The following is a 22956-nucleotide window of genomic DNA, read 5'->3' as shown; positions in this document are numbered from 1 at the left end:
CAGGGAGGTGAAGTTTCCCTCGCCTTCCGCTATCCCCTCCCCCATGTCCCTGCGCGCCCTCTTCGTCACCCAGGTCTATGAAGCCTCCCTCGCCGACGGTCGGGGCTGGGCGGAATTCAACGAACAGCTGATCGACGTGGTCCGCATGATGGCCGAAGAGGACGCCGCCGGCCGCCGGTGGTGTCGGGAAAACGCCTATCGCGGCTACACCTCTTACGGTTCCTTGAACGACCTGCCCCAGCGCTTCCCCGAGTTTGCAGAACTGAAGCGCCACCTCGACCGCCACGCCCTCGCCTATGCCCAGGCCCTGAACTTCGACCTGGCGCGCAAGCCGCGCCTGGACAATCTCTGGGTCAATATCCTCAAGCCGGGCGGCGGCCACACCGGCCATATCCACCCCCATGCCTATCTGTCGGGCACCGTCTATATCGACGTCCCCGACGGCGCCTCGTCGCTGAAGCTGGAAGACCCCCGCCTGCCCTTCATGATGGCCCGCCCCGGCGTCACCGAAGACGCGACCGAGGCCGAGCGCCCCTTCGTCTATCTGAGACCTCAAGCCGGAACGGTGCTGATGTGGGAAAGCTGGCTGCGCCACGAGGTCCCGACCAATCTGGCGAAATCGGACCGTATTTCGATCAGCTTCAACTACGCTTGAGGCGTTGGCCGCCGCGTCGCCGCCTCCCAGCCCGCCATCGCCACGTCCACCACGCCTAACAGGGCCTCGGTCGTCGCTCCTTCGCGCGCCTGAAGGCTCATGCCCTGGTGGACAGTGGCGTAGAAGCGGGCGACGGCGGACAAATTGACACCTTCGCCAATCTCGCCGGCCTCCTGGGCCCGGGCCAGCCGGGTCTCGATCCGCGTGACAGTCTCGCAGCGCAAGGCCTTCAGCTCCGCATAGAGATCGGGGCTCATGTCGCACGGCTGCGCCGCACTCAGCATGATCATGCAGCCGCGCGGCCGGTCCGGACTGGTCATGCCCACAGCCGCGTCGCGCAGATAGGCGTCCAGCGTCTCACGCGCCGTGGGCCGATCATTCCGCAGCCAATAATCCTCCCCCGCGTCGCCGCTGTAGAGGGCCACAGCCTCGCGATACAGGTCCGCCTTGCCGCCGAAGGCCGCGTAAAGGCTGGGCGCGGCGATCCCCATGGCCTGGGTCAGCTCCGACACCGACGCACCCGCATAGCCGCGCGCCCAGAAGACCTCCACGGCCTTCTGCAGGGCTTTGTCGCGGTCGAAACTGCGGGGCCGTCCGCGATCGGACATCGGCCTTCTCCTTTTTTGTAGCGATCGATAGATAAGCCTCTTGCAGCCGTCGGACAACGCACCACCTAATCTGTATCGATCACTACAGATAAGGCCTGCTCCCATGTCCCTCCCTCTTTCCGGCAAACGCGCCCTCGTCACCGGCGCCAGCCGCGGCATCGGCGCCGCCATCGCACGCCGGTTGGCCGCCGACGGCGCCGACGTCGCCGTGACCTATGAAAAGTCCGCCGACAAGGCCGAGGCGCTCGCCGACGAGCTGCGCGCCCTGGGCCGCAAGGCCGTCGCCATCCAGGCCGACGCCGGCAGCACGGCGGGCGCCAAGGCCGCGATCGACGGCGCGGTCGCCGGTCTCGGCGGCATCGACATCCTGGTCAACAACGCCGGCGTCGCCCGCATCGGGGACTTCGCCGATCAGCCGATCGAGGACATCGACGCCCTGCTGAACGTCAATGTGCGCGGGGTCTTCCTAACCACCCAGGCTGCGCTGAAACATATCCCCGACGGCGGCCGGATCATCACGATCGGCAGCAATGTCGGCACGCGCGTCCCGTTCGCCGGCCTCACCGTCTATTCGGCCTCCAAGTCGGCGCTGGAATCCTTCAATCGCGGCCTCGCCCGTGAATTGGGCCCGCGCGCCATCACCGTGAACCTGGTCCGCCCCGGCCCGACCGACACCGACATGAATCCGGCCGAGGGCCCGCTGTCCGCCATGGTCCTGCCCTCTGTCCCCGTCGGCCGCTACGGCCGCCCGGATGAGGTCGCCGCCGCCGTCGCCTTCCTCGCCGGCCCCGAGGCCGCCTACATCACCGGCGACGGCATCTTCGTCGATGGCGGCGCAAACGCCTGATCGACAAACTTCAGGCGGCGATGGTCAATGTTCCGTCGCCGCCTGCATATCCTCAGACGAAACCGCCTGTTCAGCCCGAGCACCAGGCCGCAGACCGGGAAGCGGGACCTGCCGAAGTTCCAAGCGACATGGAACCATTGCGTAAACTTAATCCGCGCCAGCACCACGATGACTTGTAGGCACGCGTTTCTCACGCCAAGCTTGCGTTCATGGAAACCGTTATCGAGATCCGCGGCCTCACCAAGACCTATGGCACGGTAAAGGCCCTGGACGGCCTGACCCTGTCGATCCCGCGCGGCGGGGTCTATGGCATTCTGGGGCCGAACGGCGCCGGCAAATCGACCCTGTTCCGCACCCTGCTGGGCCTGATCCGCCCGACCGAGGGCGAGGCCACGGTCATGGGCGGTCGGATCGGCGATCCGGCGGCGACGCGGCGGATGGGCTCGATGATCGAGACGCCCCGCTTCCCGCCCTTCATGACCGCGCGTCAGGTGCTGGTCTGGCTGGGCCACGCCCACGGCGGGGTGGCGACTGCGGATATCGAGGCCTGGCTGAAGCGGGTCGGCCTGACCGAAGCGGCGGACCGGCGCGTGCGCGGCTTTTCGGTCGGCATGCTGCAACGCCTGGGCGTCGCCGCCGCCCTGATGACCAAGCCGGATCTGGTCATTCTGGATGAACCGACCAGCGGCATGGATCCGCCCGGCATCCAGGAGATGCGCGCCCTGATCCGCAGCCTGGCCGACGACGACGGCGTCACCGTGATCCTGGCCAGCCACCAACTTCAAGAGGTCGAGCGCGTCTGCGACCGCGTCGCCATCTTCAACAAGGGCAAGGTGATCACCGAGGGACGGGTGTCCGACCTGACCGCCTCGGGCGAACGCCTGCGCCTGTCGGTCACGCCCCTGGCCAAGGCCATGGGCGTGCTGGGCGAACGAGCCACACTGGACGGCGACGCCCTGGTCGCCGCCGTGCCCCGCGCTGAAGCGCCGGCGACGATCCGCGCCCTGGTCGAGGCGGGCGTCGACATCGAGGAGGCCCGCTGGATCGGCGCCGACCTGGAAGACGTCTTCATGAGCGAGACCGGCTGGACCGGCGTGCAAGGCACGCCTGCGAAGGGGACCGACCATGCTGGTTGATGCACTGAAATCCGAAGCCTACCGCGCGTCGCGCAATCGCACCGCAGTCTTCTGCAGCGTGCTGTTGACGCCGCTGTTGTTCGTCTTCGGCGGCCTGGCCTATCTGATCATGGCCAAGGCCAAGGGCGACGCCCTGGCGGCCAAGGCCAATCTCCCGGCCGAGTTGGGGAACCAGCCGGTCAATCTGGCCGAGGCCTTCGGCTTCGCGGCCGACAAAGGCGCCAACGGCGTGCTGCTGGTCTTCATGCTGCTGGCGGCGGCCAGCGTCTACGCCGGGGATTATCGCTGGGAGACCTGGCGTCTGATCAGCGCCCGCAACGGCCGCCCCTGGCTGATCCTGGGCAAGGTCGGGGTGATGAAGGCCCTGGCCATGATCGCCATGCTGGCCATGCTGGTCGCCGCCTTCATCTACTTCATTTCCCAAGCCCTGGTGACCGGTCGGCCGATGAGCTTCGACCTGTCCGACTTCAACCTGGTTGAGTTCCTGCTCACCTGGCTGCTGTCCTATATCCGCATCGTCCAGTACGGCCTTATCGCCCTGCTGGCGGCCGTGGTCAGCCGGTCCCTGCTGGCGGCCCTGTTCGTGCCCTGGGCCCTGGGATTCGCCCAGACGATCCTCGGAGGACCGCTGCTGCCCATGATCGGCTGGGCGCCGACCGACTGGGCCTCTCAGTTGCTGCTGCCCGGCCTGGCCTATGACACGCTGAAGGCCGCTGTTTCGCCCGGCCCCATGCCCGTGCCGGATGGCGTGGTGATGAAGGCGATCGTCAGCCTGGTCCTGTGGTGCGTCGTTCCGGTCGCGGCGTCGATCGCCTGGTTCCAGCGTCAGGATCTGTCGAAGGAATAGGCGGTAGGGGGCTTCGCGCCCCCTCTCGCACCAGCCAGTCCCGGAAGGCGTCGACGGCGGGGTCGCGGCGTCCCTCCGGGCGCAGGAAGGCGAACCAGGACGGGCGTTCGACAAAGCCGAAGGGCGCCGCCAGCCGGCCCGCCGTCACGTCCGGCGCGACGAAGGCCCAGGGCGCGATGGCCACGCCCATGCCGGACACGGCGGCCTCGACCATCGAGTGATTATGCGCGAACTCGCGCTCCACCTTGGCCGGCGGCAGGTCCAGCCCCGCCAGCGCGGCCCAGGCCGGCTAGGCCCGGCGGAAGGTGGCGGAACGCAGGCGCGGGGCGCCGGCCACGGCCGCCAGGGTGGGAAGTCCCGCCATCACCTCCGGAGCCCCGACCGGCCCCTGATACTGGGGCAGGAAACGTGTCGCCTCGGCGCGCGGATGAATCTGGTCCGGCTCAACAATCCGGATCGCCCCGTCGAATCGATCGCGCCGATAATCGACCGGCGAATAGGATTCCGACAAGCGCACCCGAACCTCGGGATGGGCCTCGAGAAAATCCGGCAAGCGAGGGATCAGCCACTTCAACGCAAAGGTGCCCAGGCAGGAAATCTCGATCTCCCGCGCGGCGTCGTGGCGGGTCGCCTGGACCGCGTCGGCGATGGCGCCGAAGGCCGGTGTCAGCCGCTCGGCCAACTGCGTCCCCGCCTCGGTCAGGACCAGGGCGTGACGCGGCCCCGACACCAGCACCACGCCCAGGGACGCCTGAAGGGCCGCAATCTGGCGACTGACCGCGCCATGGGTGACGCAAAGCTCGGCGGCGGCGCGGGTCATACTGCCGTGGCGGGCGAAGGCCTCGAAGGTGCGGAGGGCGTTCAGCGGCGGCGGCGCAGCGGGCTTCATGTGACTTCCCCTCACAGACCCCTACCCGCTTAATCGATTTCGGCCTCCAGGGAAATCGGCTCCAAGCTGGTCATGCCCCAGTTCACCCCGCCGCCGCGCCCGCCCCGCCGCACCCGCCTCGACAAGATGGTCTACGGCCTGTGCGTTCTGCTCATATGGATCCTGGCCCTGGGCGAGGCCTTCAGCGGCTAGAGCCGCTTCTCCATGAAGACGTCGGCGCGGGCGTACGGGGTCGGGCGGGGCGGCAGATGGAGGAAGCCGAAGCTTTCATACAGGGCGATGGCCGGCGTCAGGGCGCTGTTGGTCTCCAGGTACATGCGTCGCCTGCGCCTCGCGCGCCGCCGCTTCGCAGGCCTCCAGCAGGCGTCGCGCCAGGCCCAGACCGCGCGCGGCGGGCGTCACCGTCATCTTCGACACTTCGAAGCCGTCCGGTATTCGGATCAGGGCGCAGCAGCCGACCGCCTCCCCGTCCCGCTCGGCCATAAAAATCCGGCCGCCATCGGCTAGAAAGACCCCGTGCGGATCGTCGATGGACCGTCGATCCTTGGCCTCGACGGCGAACCCGCCCTCGGCCAGCCAGGCTTCGTTCAGCCGAGCCCAGGCGGCGGCGTGGTCGGGGCGGTATTCGACGATGGCGACGGTCATTCCCGCCTCTTGCCCCATGTCCGATCAAAGCAAAAGGGCGGCCGGATCGCTCCGGCCGCCCTTTCGATGTTCAGTCTCGTCAGAGACGCGAGGCTTAAGCCTCGTCGTCGCCTTCAAAGGCCAGGACCGGACCGGAGTCCTTGCCCTTGGCTTCGACGTCGCGATCGACGAACTCGATCACGGCCATCGGGGCGTTGTCGCCGTGGCGGAAGCCCGCCTTCATGATGCGGATATAGCCGCCGTTACGCTCGCTGTAGCGCGGGCCGAGCGTCTCGAACAGCTTGCCGACCTGCGGCACGTCGCGAACCTGGCTGATGGCCTGACGACGAGCGTGCAGATCGCCCTTCTTGGCCAGGGTGACCAGCTTCTCGACGAAAGGACGCAGTTCCTTCGCCTTGGGCAGGGTCGTGGTGATTTGCTCGTGCTTGATCAGCGAGGCGGCCATGTTCGCGAACATGGCGGTGCGGTGGCTGGTCGTGCGACCGAGTTTACGATGGGCGGCGCCGTGGCGCATCTGGGTCTCTCCTACTCCGAGCCCGGTATCTCCTGGGGAGACCTAGGCTCGTAATCTTCTAACCGCCCCGTCATTCTCCCCGAGAGGAGACGGGCGGAGGGTTGAACTTAGATCTGGTCGTCGAACTTCTTGGCCAGGTCTTCGATGTTTTCGGGCGGCCAGTTCGGCACGTCCATGCCGAGGCTGAGGCCCATCGTCGCGAGAACTTCCTTGATCTCGTTCAGCGACTTGCGGCCGAAGTTCGGGGTGCGAAGCATTTCGCCCTCGGTCTTCTGGATCAGGTCGCCGATGTAGACGATGTTGTCGTTCTTCAGGCAGTTGGCCGAACGGACCGACAGCTCCAGCTCGTCCACCTTCTTCAGCAGGGCCGGGTTGAAGGGCAGGTCGGGCTTGCCGTCCGACTGCTCGACAGCCTTCTTGGGCTCTTCGAAGGTGATGAAGATCTGCAGCTGGTCTTGCAGGATGCGCGCGGCGTAGGCCACGGCGTCAACCGGCGTGACCGCACCGTTGGTTTCGACTTCCAGCAGCAGCTTGTCGTAATCCAGCGACTGGCCCTGACGGGTCGGCTCGACGCGATAGGCGACGCGCTTGACTGGCGAATACAGGGCGTCGACGGCGATCAGGCCGATCGGCGCATCTTCCGGACGGTTCAGCTCGGCGGCCACATAGCCCTTGCCGTTCTGGACGGTCAGTTCCATGCGGACCGACGCGCCATCGTCCAGGGTGCAGATGACGTGATCGGGGTTCAGAACCTCGATGTCCGCCGGCACGTCGATCTGGCCGGCTGTCACGACGCCGGGGCCCGTGGCGCGCAGGGTCATGCGCTTGGGGCCTTCGGCGTGCATGCGCAGCGCCAGTTGCTTGATGTTCAGGACGATGTCGACCACGTCTTCCCGAACGCCTTCCAGCGACGAGAATTCATGAACGACGCCGTCGATCTGGATGGCGGTGACAGCCGCGCCTTGCAGCGAGGACAGCAGAACGCGACGGAGCGCGTTGCCGAGCGTCACGCCGAAGCCACGCTCGAGGGGTTCGGCCACCAGGCGCGCCTTGCGCTGGGCGTCGGAACCGATCTCGATCTGCGGCTTCTCGGGACGGATCAGCTCTTGCCAGTTTCTTTCGATCATTTTGTCCCTCGAACGGGTTTCGTCGGCTCCGGCCTTGTCGACGAGGCCATGGTGGAGCCGACGGAGATGGGGGTGCTTTAGGCGGTGTCGCTTAGACGCGACGACGCTTGGGCGGACGGCAACCGTTGTGCGGCATCGGGGTGACGTCGCGGATGGTCGTGATCGTCAGACCGACCGACTGCAGCGCGCGCAGGGCCGATTCACGGCCGGAACCCGGACCCGAGACGTTCACTTCCAGCGTCTTCACGCCGTGTTCCTGCGCCTTCTTGCCGGCGTCTTCAGCGGCCATCTGAGCCGCATACGGGGTCGACTTACGCGAGCCCTTGAAGCCCATGTGACCGGCCGACGACCAGGAAATCGCATTTCCTTGCGCGTCGGTGATGGTCACCATGGTGTTGTTGAAGCTGGCGTTCACGTGGGCGACGCCCGAGGTGATGTTCTTGCGCTCGCGCTTCTTTACGCGACCCGGTTCCTTGGCCATGTGTCTGTCTTACTTCTTCTTGCCGGCGATCGGCTTGGCGGGACCCTTGCGGGTGCGGGCGTTGGTGTGCGTGCGCTGACCGCGGACCGGCAGGCCCTTGCGGTGACGCAGGCCGCGGTAGCAAGCCAGGTCCATCAGGCGCTTGATGTTCATCGACGTCTCGCGGCGCAGGTCGCCCTCGACCGTGTGATCCTTGTCGATCGTTTCGCGGATCGACAGGACTTCGGCGTCCGTCAGCTGGTTCACCCGGCGAGCCGGCTCGATGCCGACCTTCTCGGTGATGTCCTTGGCGGCGGCGGGGCCGATGCCATGGATGTACTGAAGCGCGATTTCAACGCGCTTGTTGGTCGGGATGTTGACGCCAGCAATACGGGCCACGAAATTCTCCAGATACGCGTTAGTCAGACGCAACAAACGCTCCGGTTAACAAACCAGGAGCGTGGCGCCCTTCGCGGGAAGGCGCCCTTATACAGATGATTCACATCGCGTCAACGCCTGAGCGCATGGACAATGTCGGGAGCCCGCACAGCCAGCAATCCACGTCGCCGATCGGGCTGCCCGGGGGGACGGCGACGGGGTGACGTTGAACGCTCAACACTTCATCCAATCGATCACGATCGGTCAATAGGCCGCCCAGCCAGCGGTCGTGCGCGCGCTGCACCGGGTCGGCGGCGCGCGAGCCCCGCAGGCGGGCGCCGATGGTCTCCAGTTCGGCGTCGATCAGGGCGGCGGCGGTGCCGGACAGATCCTTGCCGTGCACCAGGCCGGCCAGAGTCAGGACATATCGGGCCTGAACCCGACGCGCCGGTTCGGCCAAGCGTCCTGCTGCGGGCTTGAAGACGGCGGCCGTGGTCCGGGCCAGCACAGCGGTCAGACCCAGGGCCTGGGGATCGCGTGCGGTCGATTCGACCAGCCGGTTGACACGTTCCGGCGCGAACAGGCCCGACAGGGTGACCTCGGCCGCCACATCGGCCGCAGCCCCGGCGTCGAATCCGCGCCCGGTCTCGCCCGGGAAGACTTCGATCTGGTGCTGAATGTCGCTGTCGCCCGACTGCTGCTGCGCCAGGAGGTCCAGCAGCGGCACGGGCAGGACCAGCTCGGCCGGATCCAGGGTGGCGATCAGGGCGTCCAGCGCCGCCGACTGGGTCGCGGCCGGAACCGGCGTCGCCACCTCGCGCCCGTCACCGACGATGGAGAAGCCGTAGTCGGTCCCCCCGACCAGCTTCAGCACCGCGTCCACCTGGTAGCGGTGATACAGATAGATCGGGACCAGCCGGCGTCGCAGATCATTGACCGGCGATCCGGCCGGCAGGTTGCGCAGACCGAACCGGTCCAGGGCGATGCGCCGAACCTGCATCAGGTGGCCTAGTTCTGCGACCGGGTCCGAGCCATTGTCCCACAGACTGCCCCAGGGCTGGCCCATAGACGGCGTGCGCGCATCAGCGTCAGAGACGAAGCGCAGCCGCGCGGCCCCTGCTCTCGCCTTGGCGTCCAGGGTCGCGGCGTCGGCGGGCGCGTACAGCCAGTCGATGGCGAAATCATCCCACGCCCCCATGCCGACGCCGTAAGCCTGGGTGAAGTCCAACGCCTGATCCTCCCCGATCCCGATCACCGGCACCGGATAGTCCATCACGGAGGCCCGCTCCTGGGTCGAGGCCGCGAAATTGTGCATCAGCCCGATGGCGTGGCCGACCTCGTGCGCTGACAGCTGACGGATCCGGGCCAGGGCGATGCGCTGGGGATCGTCCTGGGCGCCCGTGCCGGTGCGGTCTGCGCCGACCAGGCCTTCGAAGATCAGCATGTCCTGACGGACGCGCAACGAACCCAGCAGGACCGAGCCCTTGACGATCTCGCCGGTGCGCGGATCGACCACGCTCTGGCCATAGGACCAGCTTCGTGTCGCGCGGTTGACCCAGTTGATGACATTGTAGCGAGCGTCCATCGGGTCCACGCCCTCAGGCAGGACCTCGACGCGGAAGGCGTCGATGAAGCCGGCCTTGTCGAAGGCGTCAGCCCACCACAGCGCGCCCTCGACCAGGGCCGAGCGGATCGGCTCGGGCGCAGCGCGATCGACATAGAAGACGATCGGCTTGACCACGGTCGAGCGGGCGGCGGCGGGATCGGTCTTCTCCAGCCGGAAGCGGGCGGCCAGGCGCGAGACGATCGGCTGGTCCAGCGGCGCCGAGAAGTCGGCCAACACCTGATTCATCGCCCCTGTGCGGGGATCGAACGGCCGCGGCAGATAGCCATCGTCCGGCAATTTCACGAAGCTGTGGTGGACATTGAAGGTGACCAGACGGAATTCGGGCGCGATGCGCGAGATCTCACGTCCGGCGTCGTCGGAGGCGAAGGTCAGGCGCGCCTCCAGCTCGACGTTATCGGGAAAGGCTCGGGCGGCCGAAGCCTCGACCAGGCTCAGGTCCGCGACGGGCTTGAACGTCCCCTGCCCCGCCTGTTTCAGCGCGGCGGCGATGCCGGTCGCGTCCCAGGTCAGGAACTTGCCGATGTCGACGACCACCCCGCCGTCCGAGGTGCGGCTGTCGATGGGGCCGGACCAGACGGTGGAGCCCAGGAAGGCGTCGCGGGCGGCGGCCTGTTCATCGACCGAGCCGCTGGAGGCGCGATAGGCGGGGTTCTCGTACTCGGCCACGACCCGGTCGCCGATCTTGCGGAAGACCAGGATATGGGTCGGCCCGATCTGGGCGCGGTCCAGGCCGGTCACGGCCGAGCCGACGCCGGTCCGCAGGGTGGTGAAGTGGATTACGCGGGCCATTACGCCCTCGGCGTCCGGGGCCGGCAGCTGAATCAGAACCGTGCCCCTGTCCGGATCGACCCGCAGGGGAAACAGACCGTCGATGGCCTGGACGGATGACGCGGCCGGCGGCGCTGCGGGAGCGAGGGCCAGGGCGGGCGCGGCGCCGCAGGTCAGAACCAGCGCGAGCGCCGTAGCCGTCTTCAATCGCGTCATCGAACATCCCCCGTGAGGTCCCAATAGGGCCGCGCCGCGAAAGGCCTGTCAACGCCGGGGCGGAATGCCAAAGTCGATCCCGACTGTCACTTCCCGCCCCTCCACGGGACGGCCGTCCTCGGTTGGGGGCTGGAAGCGGAAATAACCCGACAACGCCACGCCCGCCGCCCCGAAACCGAGACCGGCTGGGTTTTCGCTGACCACGCGACAGGCCTCGAGCCGGCTGTCCACACGGATGCGGCACGACAGCTGAACTCGGCCGTAGCGGCTTCGGGCCTGACGCGGATGATTGGCGCGGACCTGGGCCAGGGTCGGGCCGGTGATGAGGCGGGGACCGGTCGATCCGCTGCCGGGGCCGGCGCCTGAGCCGACGCCGGAGCCACTGCCGGTCCCCGCCCCCCCTTGGCCAAAACCCGGCGCAGACGAAGGCGCGGGCGCGACCCCGACGACCGGCGCGGGCTCGGACGCCTGTTTGGGCGGGGCGGGCAGTTCTACAGGACGCGGCTGTTTCGGCGGCGGCGGAGTGTGGACGCGCGACGGGGCGGCAGGCGCGCCTCCGCCCGTCTCCGGCGCAGGCGGCTGCTGGGATATCGGCGGCGGCGGGTCATAGAGCAGGACCTCGAAGGGGCGCGGCTGCGTCCCCAAGATCTCCGGCGCCCTGCCCTTCACCTGGCCCAGCAGCAGGGCGAGGCCCAACTCGGCCCCAGCCACCCCGACGAAAACAGCAAAGGCGCGCCAGCGTCTGCGGGCGCGCCTTCGATCATTCTGGAGGTCGGCGTCTGGCATCGGTCGTCTAACGCCCGACGTCCGGTTTGGTCACGCCAGGGCTTCGTCGATCGCCTTGGCGACGGATTCGATGGAGCCCATGCCGTCCGCCTCGGTCAGCTTGCCCTGGGCTTCGTAATAGGGAAGCAGCGGGGCGGTGTTGCGGTTGTAGGCGTCCAGACGCACCACGAAGGTGTCGGGATTGTCGTCGGGACGGCCCTGTTCGGCATAGCGTTTGGCGATCCGCTCCAGCAGGGCGGAATCATCGACCTTCAGCCGCACCACGGCGTCGATCTGGGCGCCGCGCTTGGCCAGCATGGCGTCCAGGGCCTCGGCCTGGGCCACGGTGCGGGGGAAGCCGTCGAAGATGGCGCCGCCGGCGGCCTCGGCCTCGGGCAGACGATCCTCGATCAGGGCGATGACGATCTCATCCGTGACCAGATCGCCGCGCGCCAGCACGTCCTTGACCTTGAGACCCAGCTCCGAGCCCGAGGCGATGGCGGCCCGCAGCATGTCGCCGGTCGAGAGCTGGACCATGCCCCGCTCTTCGACCAGCCGCTTGGCCTGTGTCCCCTTGCCCGCCGCCGGCGGTCCGAACAGGATCAAGTTCACGCGTAAGCCCTCCCCAGGCGTCTTCTTATCAACTCAGCGACGCACGGGTCAGCGACGAACGGGCGTGGGCGCGCCACGACCGCCGCGACCGCGCAGCTTGGCCTTCTTGATCAGGCCCTCGTACTGGTGCGCCAGCAGTTGGGACTGGATCTGAGCCACAGTGTCCATGGTGACCGACACCACGATCAAGATAGACGTTCCTCCGAAGTAGAGGCTGTTGCCCATCTGGGCGACCATGAACTCGGGCAGCAGGCAGACGGCGGTGATATAGGCCGCGCCGATCACCGTCAGACGGGTCAGGACATAGTCCAGATACTCGGCCGTCCGCTTGCCCGGACGGATGCCCGGCAGGAAGCCGCCGTATTTGCGCAGGTTCTCGGCCGTGTCCTCGGGATTGAAGGTGATCGAGGTGTAGAAGAAGCAGAAGAAGATGATCAGGGCCGCGTACAGGGCCATGAACAGCGGCTGGCCGTGCGTCAGCTGGGCCGTCACCAGCGGCAGCCAACTCAGATAGCCGGGCAGATCGGCATTGGCCGTCAGGCTGGCCACCGTGGTCGGCAGCATCAGCAGCGACGAGGCGAAGATCGGCGGGATGACCCCGGCGGTGTTCACCTTCAGCGGCAGGAACGAACGCTCGCCCCCGGCCATCCGGTTGCCTTCCTGGCGCTTCGGATACTGGATCAGCAGACGGCGCTGGGCGCGTTCCATGAAGACGATGAAGACCACGGTCGCCACGGCCAGAACGGCTATGAACAACAGTGCGAAGGCCGACATCTGACCCTGCTGGGCCAGGCCCAGCATCCGGGCGATGGTGGACGGCAGGACCGCTACGATGCCGGCGAAGATGATCAGCGAGATGCCGTTGCCGACGCCGCGCGCCGTCACCTGCTCACCCAGCCACATCAGGAACATGGTGCCGCCGGTCAGGGTCACGACGGTCGAGACCAGGAAGAAGATCCCCGGATTGTCGACCAGACCCGGCTGGGCGTTCAGGCCCGCGGCGATGCCGAGGGACTGGGCCAGGGCCAGGAACACCGTCAGATAGCGGGTGTACTGGTTCAGCTGCTTGCGGCCGCTCTCGCCGCCTTCCTTCTTCAGCTTCTCCCAGGGCGGATACACGGTGCCCATCAGCTGCACGATGATCGACGCCGAGATATAGGGCGCGACGTTCAGCGCGAAGATGGCCATCCGCTCGACCGCGCCGCCCGAGAACATGTTGAACATGTCCAGGATGCCGCGCTGACCCGAGGGGTCTTGGAAGAACTGCAGGAAGGCCTGCGAATTGATGCCCGGGATCGGAACGTAAGTCCCGATGCGATAAACCAGCAAGGCGCCCAGCGTGAACAGCAGGCGCTTGTGCAGCTCGGTCGCTTTCGCGAACGAGCCCATGTTCATATTGGCGGCGAGTTGTTCTGCGGCCGAAGCCATTATGCGTCCCCACGACTGACTGAGTCGTCAGATAGGCGGAAAGCGGCCCTCATGCGAGGGCCGCTTCCGTTGTTTCGTCGTCGCAGGTGTAATCAGGCCACGGCCTAGTTCAGCCGCGACGACGCGTTGCTTAGGCCTTGGCGGCGGCGCGCTTGGTGCGGGCCGAGATCTTGTTCTCGTCGCCCAGACGCGGCTTGGCGGCAGGAACCTTGCCCTTGGCCAGGTTACGCTTCTCGACGCGCGCAGCGGCCTTGGCTTCAGCGGCGATACGTTCTTGCACGACCGAACCGCCGGCGGCTTCGATGGCCTTGATGGCGCCCGAAGAGGCCGACCAGACGACCAGGTTCAGGGCTTGCTTCAGCTCGCCGGTGCCCAGCAGACGCACGCCGTCCTTGACGCGACGGATCACGCCTGCGGCGACCAGGGCGTCGCCCTTCAGTTCCGACTTGGCGTCCAGCTTGCCGGCGTCGATGGCGTCTTGCAGGCGCCACAGGTTCACTTCGGCCAGCTTCAGGGCGTTCGGGTTGTTGAAGCCGCGCTTGGGCATGCGCATGTACAGCGGCATCTGGCCGCCTTCGAAGCCCAGCAGGCTGACGCCGGTACGCGACTTCTGACCCTTGACGCCGCGGCCCGAGGTCTTGCCCTTGCCCGAACCGGGGCCACGGCCGACACGCATGCGCTTCTTGTGCGCGCCTTCGTTGTCGCGGATTTCGTTCAGTTTCATATGCCTGATCCTTTCGGGTGCTAGCGCCCGGACCAATGATCCGGACTCGGCTGTAAAAATTTAAGGGCCGCTGATAGGCGACCCTTGGGGTATTCGCAAGGCAGAAACGCCCTCCCCCGCGTTCGGGAGAGGGCGAAACGGCTTACTTTTCGACGATCTCGGTCAGGTGGGCGACCTTGGCGATCATCCCACGAACCGAAGGCGTGTCTTCCAGGGTCGATTCACGACCCAGGCGGTTCAGACCCAGGCCCACCAGGGTGGCGCGCTGGTCGTTCTTGCGGCGGATCGGCGAACCGGTCTGCTTAACAGTGACGGTCTTTTGCTCGGCCATGATTTAGGACTCCACAGCTTCGGGCGCCGAGGCGCCGTCGTTGCGACGGCCCATCAGATCCGCGACCTTCTTGCCGCGCTTGGACGCGACTTGACGGGGCGAGGACTGGACCTTCAGCGCTTCGAACGTCGCGCGGATCATGTTGTAGGGGTTCGACGAGCCGGTCGACTTGCCCACGACGTCCTGGACGCCGAGGGTTTCGAGCACGGCGCGCATCGGACCGCCCGCGATGACGCCGGTCCCGGGAGGGGCGGCGCGCATCATGATCTTGCCGGCGCCCCAACGGCCGTTGCCGTCGTGGTGCAGGGTGCGGTTCTCGCGCAGCGGAACGCGGATCATGGTCTTCTTGGCTTCTTCGGTCGCCTTGCGGATGGCTTCCGGCACTTCGCGCGCCTTGCCGTGACCGAAACCGACGCGGCCCTTGCCGTCGCCGACGACCATCAGGGCTGCGAAGGAGAACCGGCGGCCGCCTTTGACGGTGGCAGCGACGCGGTTGATGTGGACCAGCTTCTCGACGATGTCGGAATCCGGACCATCGACAGCGGGACCGTTGCGGTTGTCACGACGGTTGCGATCGTTGCCGCCGCCGCCGCGCTGGGGTTGATGCGCCATGCTTCGCGTCCCTTAGAAGTTCAGGCCGGCTTCGCGCGCGGCTTCCGCCAGCGCCTTGACCCGGCCGTGATAGATGTACTCGCCACGGTCGAAGACGACGTCCTTGACGCCCTTCTCGATGGCGCGTTCGGCGATCAGCTTGCCGATCGCAGCGGCCGCAGCCGTGTCCGAACCGCTCTTGCCCTTGCCGCCTTCCAGCGACGAGGCCGAAGCGACGGTCACGCCCTGGGCGTCGTCGATGATCTGGGCCGAGATGTTCTTGTCCGAACGGTACACCGACAGGCGCAGACGGCCGTTGGCGACGGCCTTCAGGCGGCGACGGGTGCGCTCCGAGCGGCGCTTGGCTTGTTGTCGAAGAGAAAGAGCCATGACTTACTTCTTCTTGCCTTCCTTGCGACGGACCTTTTCGCCCGCGTAACGGACGCCCTTGCCCTTGTAGGGCTCCGGCGGACGCAGCTTGCGGATAACCGAGGCGATCTGACCAACGGCTTGCTTGTCCGAACCGAGGATCTTGATCTCGGTTTGCTTCGGAACGGCGAAGCTGACGCCGGCCGGCGGATCGATATCGACTTCGTGCGAGAAGCCGAGCTGCAGCGACAGGGCGTTGCCCTTCATCGCGGCGCGGTAACCCACGCCGACCAGCTCAAGCGACTTCTCGAAGCCGGTGGTGACGCCGGTGACCATGTTGTCGACCAGGGTGCGCGACAGGCCCCACATCGCGCGACCGCGTTGCGTGTCCGTGCGCAGGCCCAGCGACAGCTCGTCGCCTTCTCGCGTGACTTCGATTTCCTCGGCGACGGTCCAGGAGCTCTCGCCCTTGGGGCCCTTCACGGAGACGGTCTGACCGTCGAGCGTGACAGTCACGCCCTTCGGCACAGCGATGGTTTTCTTGCCAATACGGGACATATCAGTAGACCCTGCAGAGGACTTCGCCGCCGACGTTGGCGTCGCGGGCAGAAGCGTCGGACATGACGCCCTTCGAAGTCGAGAGGATCGAGATGCCGAGGCCGTTCTTGACGGGCTTCAGATCGCCGATCGCCGAATAGACGCGGCGGCCCGGCTTGGACACGCGCGCGATCTCGGCGATGACGGGCTGACCGTCGAAGTACTTCAGCTCGATCTCGAACTGCGGAAACTCACCCGGGTTCTGAACCAGGTTGTAGCCGCGGATGTAGCCTTCGTCCTGCAGCACGTCGAGGACGCGCTGGCGCAGACGGGAAGCGGGGGTCAGCACCTTGGAACGCTTGCGGGTCGCCGCGTTCTTGATGCGAGCGATCATGTCGCTCAGGGGATCGTTGATCATCATGTCTGTTCGCTCCCCTTACCAGCTGGACTTGGTCAGACCAGGGATCTGGCCCTGGTTGCCGAGTTCACGCAGCGCAATCCGGCTCATCTTGAGCTTGCGATAGAACGCACGCGGACGACCGGTCACTTCGCAACGGTTGCGAATACGGGTCGGCGCGGAGTTGCGCGGCAGTTCAGCCAGCTTCAGGCGCGCGTCGAAACGCTCCTCAAGCGGCAGGTTTTCATCGTTGGCGGTCGCCTTCAGGGCGGCCCGCTTCGCGGCATACTTCGCAACCAGGGCCTTGACGGCTTCGTTGCGGTTTACGGCGCTCTTCTTAGCCATTGTTCTCTTCCCTTCCCGCTCAGTTCTTCACGAACGGGAACTTGAACTCGGTGAGGAGAGCCTTGGCTTCCTCATCGGTCTTGGCCGTGGTGCAGACGACAATGTCCATGCCCCACATCTGGTCGATCTGGTCGTAGTTGATTTCCGGGAACACGATGTGTTCCTTCAGACCGGTGGCGTAGTTGCCGCGACCGTCAAACGACGTGCCCTTCAGACCACGGAAATCCTTCACGCGCGGCAGCGCGATCGTGATGAACCGGTCCAGGAACTCGTACATCTGGTCGCCGCGCAGGGTGACCTTGCCGCCGATGACCATGCCTTCACGCAGCTTGAAGCCGGCGATGGAATTACGGGCCTTGGTGGCGACGGCCTTCTGGCCGGCGATGGCCGTCAGATCCTTGAGGGCGGCGTTCGCCTTCTTGGAGTCCGCGACGGCTTCGCCGATACCCATGTTCAGGACGATCTTGTCCAGCTTGGGCACCTGCATTTCGTTCGTGTAGCCGAACTTTTCCTTCAGCACCTGGCGAATGCGCGCCTGGTACTCGCCCTTGAGGCGCGGAGTGTACTTCTCGGTAGCCATCAGATGACGTCTCCCGTCGTCTTGGCGATGCGGACCTTGGTGTCCCCATCGATCTTGAAGCCGACGCGGGTCGCCTTGCCGTTGGCGTCGGCGATCGCGACGTTCGACAGGTGAAGCGAGGCTTCCTTGTTCTTGATGCCGCCCTGCGGGTCAGCCTGGCTCGGGCGCGTGTGGCGCTGAACCATGTTGACGCCTTCGACAAGGACGCGGTTTTCGGTGGGCAGGACCTTCAGCACGTTGCCCGTGCGGCCCTTGTCCTTGCCGGTGAGGACGACGACGCGGTCGCCCTTCTTGATCTTGGCGGCCATGTTACAGGACCTCCGGAGCCAGCGAGATGATCTTCATGTGGTTCTTGGCGCGCAGTTCGCGGGGAACCGGGCCGAAGATCCGCGTGCCGACAGGCTCGTTCTGCTTGTTGACGATGACGGCGGCCGACTTGTCAAAACGAATGACCGAGCCGTCCTTGCGTTGGATGTCCTTGGCGGTGCGCACGACGATGGCGCGAACAACGTCGCCCTTCTTCACGCGGCCACGCGGGATGGCTTCCTTCACGGAGGCGACGATAGTGTCGCCGATCGAGGCGTAGCGGCGCTTGGAGCCGCCCAACACCTTGATGCACATGACCCGGCGGGCGCCCGAATTATCGGCCACTTCCAGGTTAGTTTGCATCTGGATCATAAGATCAGATCCTTCTGATTACGAGGCGGAGGCGTTGGAAAGGACTTCCCAGCGCTTCAACTTGGACTTCGGGGCGCACTCGACGATGCGAGCGATGTCGCCGACTTTGAGCGCGTTGGCTTCGTCGTGGGCGTGATACTTCTTCGAAAGACGAACGATCTTCTTCAGAACCGGGTGCAGCAGCGTGCGCTCCACCTTCACGACGACGGTCTTGTCGCCCTTGTCGGACACGACCACGCCTTCAAGAATTCGCTTGGGCATATTCGTTTCCTTACGAGGCCGCACGCTTCTCGCGCAGAAGCGTCGAGATGCGGGCGATGTCTTTGCGGACTTCACCAACGCGGTGAGTCTTTTCCATTTGGCCGGTGGCCGCCTGGAAGCGCAGGTTGAACTGTTCCTTCTTGAGCTTCAGCAGCTCGTCGGACAGTTGGTCGGTCGTTTGCGACCGCAGATCGGCGATCTTGGTCATTAGGCGGCTACCTCGACATGAGCGACGCCGGCGTCGATACGGGTCACGACCTTGGTGCGGACCGGCAGCTTGGCGGCGCCGAGACGGAGCGCTTCGCGGGCGACATCGTCCGGAACGCCGTCGATTTCAAACAGGATACGGCCCGGGTGGCAGCGCGCGGCCCAGTGGTCCACGGCGCCCTTGCCCTTACCCATCCGGACTTCGGCCGGCTTGCCCGTGACGGGCAGGTCGGGGAAGACGCGGATCCAGACGCGGCCCTGGCGCTTCATCTGGCGGGTGATCGCGCGGCGAGCCGCTTCGATCTGACGCGCCGTGATGCGTTCCGGCTCCAGCGTCTTCAGGCCGTACGACCCGAAGTTCAGCGAGAAGCCGCCCTTGGCCGAGCCATGGATCCGGCCCTTGAAGGCCTTGCGGTACTTGGTCTTCTTCGGTTGCAACATGACTTAGTTCTCACGTCCCCGGTCGCGACGCGGACCGCGGTCGCCACGGGGGCCGCCGCGTTCGCGGCCTTCGTTCGAGGACGGACCCGACGCTTCCTGGGCCCAACGCTTGTCCTGGGCCATCGGATCGTGCTCGAGCACTTCACCCTTAAACACCCAGACCTTCACGCCGATGATGCCGTAGGTCGTCTTGGCTTCGTAGAAGCCATAGTCGATGTCGGCCCGCAGGGTGTGAAGCGGCACGCGACCTTCGCGATACCATTCCATCCGCGCGATTTCAGCGCCGCCCAGACGACCCGAGACATTCATCCGAATGCCCTTGGCGCCCAAACGCATCGCCGACTGCATCGACCGCTTCATTGCGCGGCGGAATGCAACACGACGTTCCAGCTGCTGCGCGATGTTCTCGGCGATCAGCTGAGCATCGGTTTCCGGCTTGCGGACTTCGATGATGTTCAGGTGAACTTCACCTTCGGTGCGCGCCGAGATGTCCTTGCGGAGCTTCTCGATGTCAGCGCCCTTCTTACCGATCACGACGCCCGGACGGGCGGCGTAGATGGTGATGCGGCACTTCTTGTGCGGGCGCTCGATGATGATGCGCGACACGCCGGCGGCGGCCAGGCGTTCCCGCAGCCACTCGCGCAGCTTCAGGTCCTGGTGCAGCAGGCGGGAATAGTCGGCGCCGGCGGCGAACCAACGGCTGTCCCACGTACGGTTCACGCCGAGGCGCAGACCGATCGGATTGATTTTCTGACCCATCAGGCGGCCTCGCCGGCTTCACGGACCACGATGGTGATCTCGCTGAACGGTTTCAGGATGCGCGACGAACGGCCACGAGCACGGCTCGCGAAACGCTTCATCACCAGGTTCTTGCCCACGAAGGCCTCGGCGACGACGAGGTTGTCGATGTCGAGGTTGTGGTTGTTCTCAGCGTTCGAGATCGCCGAATACAGGACCTTGCGGACGTCGGTCGCGATACGCTTACGGCTGAATTCCAGCTCGTTCAGCGCCTTCTGAACCGGCATGCCGCGGATCGATGCGGCGACCAGGTTCAGCTTTTGCGGGCTGATGCGCACGTTGACCAGCTTGGCGCGGGCCTCGGTCGGGGCGACCCGACGAATGTTCTTGGTCTGGGCCATCAGTTACTTCCTTTTGGCCTTCTTGTCCGCCGCGTGACCCGGGAAGTTCCGGGTCGGGGCGAACTCGCCGAGCTTCATGCCGACCATCTCTTCCGAGACCGACACGGGCACGTGCTTCTGACCGTTATGGACGCCGAACGTCAGACCGACGAACTGCGGCAGGATGGTGGAGCGGCGCGACCAGGTCTTGATCACGTCCTTGCGGCCCGACGTTTGAACGGCGTCGGCCTTCTTGAGCAGATACCCGTCGACAAACGGGCCTTTCCAGGAGGAGCGGGCCATTCTTAGCGAGCCTTCTTAACGTGGCGGGTACGGATGATGTACTTGTCCGTAGCCTTGTTCTTGCGGGTACGGGTGCCCTTGGTGTCCTTACCCCACGGCGTAACGGGGGTGCGACCGCCAGAGGTCCGGCCTTCACCACCACCGTGCGGGTGGTCGATCGGGTTCATGGCGACGCCGCGGACGTGCGGGCGGAAGCCCATGTGACGCTTGCGACCGGCCTTGCCGAGGTTCTGGTTCATGTGGTCGGGGTTCGAAACCGCGCCCACAGTGGCCATGCAGCCGTCCAGGACCATGCGAAGCTCGCCCGAGCCGAGGCGGATCTGGGCGTAGCCCTGATCGCGACCCACCAGCTGGGCGTAGGCGCCGGCCGAACGGGCCAGCTGAGCGCCCTTGCCTGGCTTCATCTCGATGTTGTGGATGATCGTACCCACCGGCATCGAACGAAGAGGCATGGCGTTGCCCGGCTTCACGTCGGTCTTTTCGCCCGCGATCACCACGTCGCCGGCCTTAAGGCGTTGCGGCGCGATGATGTAGGTCTTCTCGCCGTCTTCGTAGGTCACGAGGGCGATGAAGGCCGTGCGGTTCGGATCGTATTCCAGACGCTCGACCGTGCCGACCATGTCCCACTTGCGACGCTTGAAGTCGATCTTGCGGTACAGGGTCTTGGCGCCGCCGCCGCGGAAGCGGACCGCGATGCGACCGCCCTGCCCGCGTCCGCCCGACTTGGTCAGGCCTTCGGTCAGCGACTTTTCCGGACGGCCCTTGTGGAGCTCCGAACGGTCGACCAGCACGAGGGCGCGACGGCCCGGCGAGGTCGGATTGTAATGTTTCAAGGCCATCTGATCAGAGCCCCGTGGTCACGTCGATCGACTGGCCGTCGGCCAGGGTCACGATTGCTTTTTTGATGTCCACGCGACGGCCCAGGATACCCCGGAAGCGCTTGGTCTTGCCCTTTTGAACCAGGGTGTTGACCTTCAGGACGTTGACTTTGAACAGGCTTTCGACCGCCGCGGCGATCTCGTCCTTGGTCGCCGTGTCGGCGACGCGGAAGACGACCTTGTTCTGCTCGGACAGGATCGTGGCCTTCTCGGTGATCACCGGAGCCAGGATGGTGTCGTAGTGCTTGGCGGTAGGTTGAGCGGCCATTACGCGGCTTCCTTATCGCTGAAGCGGGCTTCGATCGCCTCGATGGCGGCCTTGGTCAGCACCAGCTTGTCAGCCCGCAGGATGTCATAGACGTTCAGGCCGGCGTTCGGCAGCACGTCGATGTGCGGAATGTTGCGTGCGGCCAGGCCGAAGTTCGTGTCGACTTCCGGACCCGCGATGATGAGAGCCTTGGTCCAGCCCAGCTTGCCGAGCGTCTCGCGCAGCGAGGCGGTCTTGGCTTCCTTGACCGAGACGGTGTCGACGACGATCAGGTCGCCCGACTTCGCCTTGGAGGACAGGGCGTGACGCAGAGCCAGCGCGCGGATTTTCTTCGGCAGCGAGAAGCCGTGGTCGCGAACGACCGGACCAAAGGCGCGCGAACCGCCGACGAACTGCGGTGCACGGCGCGAACCGTGACGAGCGCCGCCGGTGCCCTTTTGCTTGTACATCTTCTTGCCCGTACGAGAATTCTCGTTGCGGGTTTGAACCTTGTGCGTACCGGCGCGGCGCTTGGCCAGTTGCCAGTTGACGGTGCGGGCCAGGATGTCGCCGCGGATGTCAGAGATGCCGAAGACGGCGTCCGACAGTTCCACGTCGCCAGCGGCCTTGCCGTCGAGTTGGATGACAGAGAGCTTCATTACGCTTCACCGCCTTCGGTCGCTTCGACGGGGGCTTCTTCAGCCGGAGTCGAGGCGGGTTGAGCAGCAGACTTGCTCGACTTCAGCGCACCGGGGAACGGAGCGTCGGCCGGGCGAGCCTTCTTGATGGCGTCGCGAACCTTGACGTAGCTGCCGTCGTGACCGGGGACAGCGCCCTTGATCAGGATCAGGCCACGCTCGGCGTCCACGCGGACGACGGTCAGGTTCTGGGTGGTGACGGTTTCGGCGCCGTAGTGGCCGGCCATCTTCTTGCCCGGGAAGGTGCGACCCGGATCCTGACGGTTACCCGTCGAACCGTGCGAACGGTGCGACAGCGAAACACCGTGCGTGGCGCGCAGACCGCCGAAGTTCCAGCGCTTCATAGCGCCGGCGAAACCCTTACCGATGGTCTCGCCCTGGATATCGACCTTCTGACCCACGACGAAGTGTTCGGCCGAAAGCTCGGCGCCCACGTCCAGCAGACCTTCCGCATCGACGCGGAACTCGGTCACATAGGCCTTCGGTTCGACTTCCGCCTTGGCGAAGGTCTCGCGTTGAGCCTTGTTGGTGTTCTTAGCCTTCTTCGTGCCAGCGCCCAGCTGGAGAGCGACGTAACCGTCACGCTCCTGGGTACGTTGGCCGACGACCTGGCAGCCGTCGAGCTGCAGCACAGTGACCGGTACGTGCGCGCCGTCATCGGCGAACACGCGGGTCATGCCCAGCTTCTTGGCGATCACGCCCGTGCGCATCGGATCCCGCCTCTTTCTA

Annotated in this window: 35 protein-coding genes and 1 pseudogene; 4 read left to right on the top strand and 32 right to left on the bottom strand. The window is 65.9% G+C overall.

What is annotated here, in order from left to right; translation table 11 throughout:
* The first annotated feature begins 43 nt into the window (after positions 1-43).
* A complete protein-coding gene (locus tag ACVPT3_RS05790) occupies positions 44-655 on the top strand; it encodes a TIGR02466 family protein (protein ID WP_492043217.1) in 612 nt (203 codons plus the stop codon).
* Here ACVPT3_RS05790 and ACVPT3_RS05785 read toward each other — a convergent pair.
* Positions 646-1263, bottom strand: coding sequence for a TetR/AcrR family transcriptional regulator (locus ACVPT3_RS05785; RefSeq protein WP_492043216.1), 618 nt, complete (start codon positions 1261-1263; stop codon positions 646-648). The genes ACVPT3_RS05790 and ACVPT3_RS05785 overlap by 10 nt on opposite strands.
* A 103-nt stretch (positions 1264-1366) precedes the next feature.
* Here ACVPT3_RS05785 and ACVPT3_RS05780 point away from each other — a divergent pair, with 103 nt between their 5' ends.
* The 3 genes from ACVPT3_RS05780 to ACVPT3_RS05770 all read left to right on the top strand — a co-directional run bounded on the left by ACVPT3_RS05780 (position 1367) and on the right by ACVPT3_RS05770 (position 4093).
* Entirely contained in the window at positions 1367-2110 is a 744-nt protein-coding gene (locus tag ACVPT3_RS05780) for a 3-oxoacyl-ACP reductase family protein (protein WP_492043215.1), read from the top strand.
* Between the two features lie 209 nt (positions 2111-2319).
* A complete protein-coding gene (locus ACVPT3_RS05775; RefSeq protein WP_492043214.1) occupies positions 2320-3246 on the top strand; it encodes an ABC transporter ATP-binding protein in 927 nt (308 codons plus the stop codon).
* The gene (locus ACVPT3_RS05770; protein WP_492043213.1) at positions 3236-4093 is read left to right on the top strand and encodes a DUF2705 family protein; all 858 of its coding nucleotides are present in this window, start codon (positions 3236-3238) and stop codon (positions 4091-4093) included. The genes ACVPT3_RS05775 and ACVPT3_RS05770 overlap by 11 nt, the downstream gene beginning before the upstream one ends.
* Here the strand turns inward: ACVPT3_RS05770 and ACVPT3_RS05765 are convergent.
* The 31 genes and pseudogenes from ACVPT3_RS05765 to rplC form a co-directional block, all read right to left on the bottom strand.
* Positions 4014-4982 (bottom strand): annotated as a pseudogene (locus ACVPT3_RS05765) (LysR substrate-binding domain-containing protein). The gene ACVPT3_RS05770 and the pseudogene ACVPT3_RS05765 overlap by 80 nt on opposite strands.
* A gap of 188 nt (positions 4983-5170) precedes the next feature.
* Positions 5171-5299, bottom strand: a complete 129-nt coding sequence (locus tag ACVPT3_RS05760) for an N-acetyltransferase (protein ID WP_492043212.1) — start codon at positions 5297-5299, stop codon at positions 5171-5173.
* On the bottom strand, positions 5250-5627 hold the full coding sequence (locus ACVPT3_RS05755) for a GNAT family N-acetyltransferase (RefSeq protein WP_492043211.1): 378 nt from the start codon (positions 5625-5627) through the stop codon (positions 5250-5252). Before ACVPT3_RS05755 ends, ACVPT3_RS05760 begins: the two co-directional genes overlap by 50 nt.
* Positions 5628-5721: 94 nt before the next feature.
* A complete protein-coding gene (rplQ, locus tag ACVPT3_RS05750) occupies positions 5722-6141 on the bottom strand; it encodes a 50S ribosomal protein L17 (RefSeq protein ID WP_035307159.1) in 420 nt (139 codons plus the stop codon).
* A gap of 107 nt (positions 6142-6248) precedes the next feature.
* Positions 6249-7268, bottom strand: coding sequence for a DNA-directed RNA polymerase subunit alpha (locus ACVPT3_RS05745; protein ID WP_267516149.1), 1020 nt, complete (start codon positions 7266-7268; stop codon positions 6249-6251).
* Between the two features lie 91 nt (positions 7269-7359).
* The gene (gene rpsK, locus ACVPT3_RS05740; RefSeq protein WP_008264180.1) at positions 7360-7749 is read right to left on the bottom strand and encodes a 30S ribosomal protein S11; all 390 of its coding nucleotides are present in this window, start codon (positions 7747-7749) and stop codon (positions 7360-7362) included.
* A gap of 9 nt (positions 7750-7758) precedes the next feature.
* On the bottom strand, positions 7759-8127 hold the full coding sequence (gene rpsM, locus ACVPT3_RS05735) for a 30S ribosomal protein S13 (protein WP_026108555.1): 369 nt from the start codon (positions 8125-8127) through the stop codon (positions 7759-7761).
* A 100-nt stretch (positions 8128-8227) separates the two neighbouring features.
* Entirely contained in the window at positions 8228-10717 is a 2490-nt protein-coding gene (locus ACVPT3_RS05730; protein ID WP_492043210.1) for a zinc-dependent metalloprotease, read from the bottom strand.
* Positions 10718-10765: 48 nt separating this feature from the next.
* Entirely contained in the window at positions 10766-11503 is a 738-nt protein-coding gene (locus ACVPT3_RS05725) for an energy transducer TonB (protein ID WP_492043209.1), read from the bottom strand.
* Positions 11504-11533: 30 nt separating this feature from the next.
* Complete coding sequence (locus ACVPT3_RS05720; RefSeq protein ID WP_492043208.1) at positions 11534-12094, bottom strand: adenylate kinase; 561 nt, start codon at positions 12092-12094, stop codon at positions 11534-11536.
* 48 nt (positions 12095-12142) lie between these two features.
* Positions 12143-13522, bottom strand: a complete 1380-nt coding sequence (gene secY, locus ACVPT3_RS05715) for a preprotein translocase subunit SecY (protein ID WP_304935176.1) — start codon at positions 13520-13522, stop codon at positions 12143-12145.
* A 130-nt stretch (positions 13523-13652) separates the two neighbouring features.
* Complete coding sequence (rplO, locus tag ACVPT3_RS05710) at positions 13653-14246, bottom strand: 50S ribosomal protein L15 (protein WP_287928806.1); 594 nt, start codon at positions 14244-14246, stop codon at positions 13653-13655.
* A 142-nt stretch (positions 14247-14388) separates the two neighbouring features.
* The gene (rpmD, locus tag ACVPT3_RS05705) at positions 14389-14577 is read right to left on the bottom strand and encodes a 50S ribosomal protein L30 (RefSeq protein WP_183194946.1); all 189 of its coding nucleotides are present in this window, start codon (positions 14575-14577) and stop codon (positions 14389-14391) included.
* 3 nt (positions 14578-14580) lie between these two features.
* Positions 14581-15189 (bottom strand): 30S ribosomal protein S5, encoded by a 609-nt coding sequence (gene rpsE / locus ACVPT3_RS05700; protein WP_008262674.1) that lies wholly within the window; start codon positions 15187-15189, stop codon positions 14581-14583.
* 12 nt (positions 15190-15201) lie between these two features.
* A complete protein-coding gene (gene rplR / locus ACVPT3_RS05695) occupies positions 15202-15558 on the bottom strand; it encodes a 50S ribosomal protein L18 (protein ID WP_314120610.1) in 357 nt (118 codons plus the stop codon).
* Between the two features lie 3 nt (positions 15559-15561).
* Entirely contained in the window at positions 15562-16095 is a 534-nt protein-coding gene (rplF, locus tag ACVPT3_RS05690) for a 50S ribosomal protein L6 (RefSeq protein ID WP_492043207.1), read from the bottom strand.
* A gap of 1 nt (position 16096) precedes the next feature.
* The gene (gene rpsH / locus ACVPT3_RS05685; protein ID WP_008262310.1) at positions 16097-16495 is read right to left on the bottom strand and encodes a 30S ribosomal protein S8; all 399 of its coding nucleotides are present in this window, start codon (positions 16493-16495) and stop codon (positions 16097-16099) included.
* 15 nt (positions 16496-16510) lie between these two features.
* Positions 16511-16816 carry a 30S ribosomal protein S14 gene (gene rpsN, locus ACVPT3_RS05680; protein ID WP_008259854.1) on the bottom strand — a complete coding sequence of 102 codons (306 nt, stop codon included), beginning with the start codon at positions 16814-16816 and terminating at the stop codon, positions 16511-16513.
* 19 nt (positions 16817-16835) lie between these two features.
* Complete coding sequence (rplE, locus tag ACVPT3_RS05675) at positions 16836-17396, bottom strand: 50S ribosomal protein L5 (protein WP_154726240.1); 561 nt, start codon at positions 17394-17396, stop codon at positions 16836-16838.
* A complete protein-coding gene (rplX, locus tag ACVPT3_RS05670) occupies positions 17396-17704 on the bottom strand; it encodes a 50S ribosomal protein L24 (protein WP_008263379.1) in 309 nt (102 codons plus the stop codon). Before rplX ends, rplE begins: the two co-directional genes overlap by 1 nt.
* A gap of 1 nt (position 17705) precedes the next feature.
* Positions 17706-18074, bottom strand: coding sequence for a 50S ribosomal protein L14 (rplN, locus tag ACVPT3_RS05665; RefSeq protein ID WP_003164378.1), 369 nt, complete (start codon positions 18072-18074; stop codon positions 17706-17708).
* 18 nt (positions 18075-18092) lie between these two features.
* Positions 18093-18335, bottom strand: a complete 243-nt coding sequence (gene rpsQ / locus ACVPT3_RS05660) for a 30S ribosomal protein S17 (RefSeq protein WP_267516110.1) — start codon at positions 18333-18335, stop codon at positions 18093-18095.
* A gap of 10 nt (positions 18336-18345) precedes the next feature.
* Positions 18346-18543 (bottom strand): 50S ribosomal protein L29, encoded by a 198-nt coding sequence (gene rpmC, locus ACVPT3_RS05655; RefSeq protein ID WP_008263673.1) that lies wholly within the window; start codon positions 18541-18543, stop codon positions 18346-18348.
* The gene (gene rplP, locus ACVPT3_RS05650) at positions 18543-18983 is read right to left on the bottom strand and encodes a 50S ribosomal protein L16 (RefSeq protein ID WP_087119314.1); all 441 of its coding nucleotides are present in this window, start codon (positions 18981-18983) and stop codon (positions 18543-18545) included. The genes rpmC and rplP overlap by 1 nt, the downstream gene beginning before the upstream one ends.
* A 3-nt stretch (positions 18984-18986) precedes the next feature.
* Complete coding sequence (gene rpsC, locus ACVPT3_RS05645; protein ID WP_183194940.1) at positions 18987-19742, bottom strand: 30S ribosomal protein S3; 756 nt, start codon at positions 19740-19742, stop codon at positions 18987-18989.
* Positions 19742-20122, bottom strand: a complete 381-nt coding sequence (rplV, locus tag ACVPT3_RS05640) for a 50S ribosomal protein L22 (RefSeq protein ID WP_008262904.1) — start codon at positions 20120-20122, stop codon at positions 19742-19744. The genes rpsC and rplV overlap by 1 nt, the downstream gene beginning before the upstream one ends.
* Before the next feature lie 3 nt (positions 20123-20125).
* A complete protein-coding gene (gene rpsS, locus ACVPT3_RS05635; RefSeq protein WP_008262211.1) occupies positions 20126-20404 on the bottom strand; it encodes a 30S ribosomal protein S19 in 279 nt (92 codons plus the stop codon).
* Between the two features lie 2 nt (positions 20405-20406).
* On the bottom strand, positions 20407-21243 hold the full coding sequence (rplB, locus tag ACVPT3_RS05630) for a 50S ribosomal protein L2 (protein WP_267516094.1): 837 nt from the start codon (positions 21241-21243) through the stop codon (positions 20407-20409).
* A gap of 4 nt (positions 21244-21247) precedes the next feature.
* Entirely contained in the window at positions 21248-21550 is a 303-nt protein-coding gene (locus ACVPT3_RS05625) for a 50S ribosomal protein L23 (protein WP_008260292.1), read from the bottom strand.
* Entirely contained in the window at positions 21550-22188 is a 639-nt protein-coding gene (gene rplD, locus ACVPT3_RS05620; protein ID WP_008260438.1) for a 50S ribosomal protein L4, read from the bottom strand. Before rplD ends, ACVPT3_RS05625 begins: the two co-directional genes overlap by 1 nt.
* Entirely contained in the window at positions 22188-22937 is a 750-nt protein-coding gene (gene rplC, locus ACVPT3_RS05615) for a 50S ribosomal protein L3 (RefSeq protein ID WP_008259444.1), read from the bottom strand. Before rplC ends, rplD begins: the two co-directional genes overlap by 1 nt.
* Positions 22938-22956: the final 19 nt, after the last annotated feature.

It is taken from the genome of Brevundimonas sp. FV1ps31S (assembly GCF_058681265.1).
The sequence above is the reverse complement of the archived record's forward strand: the minus strand, read 5'-3'. Positions and strand labels throughout refer to the sequence as shown.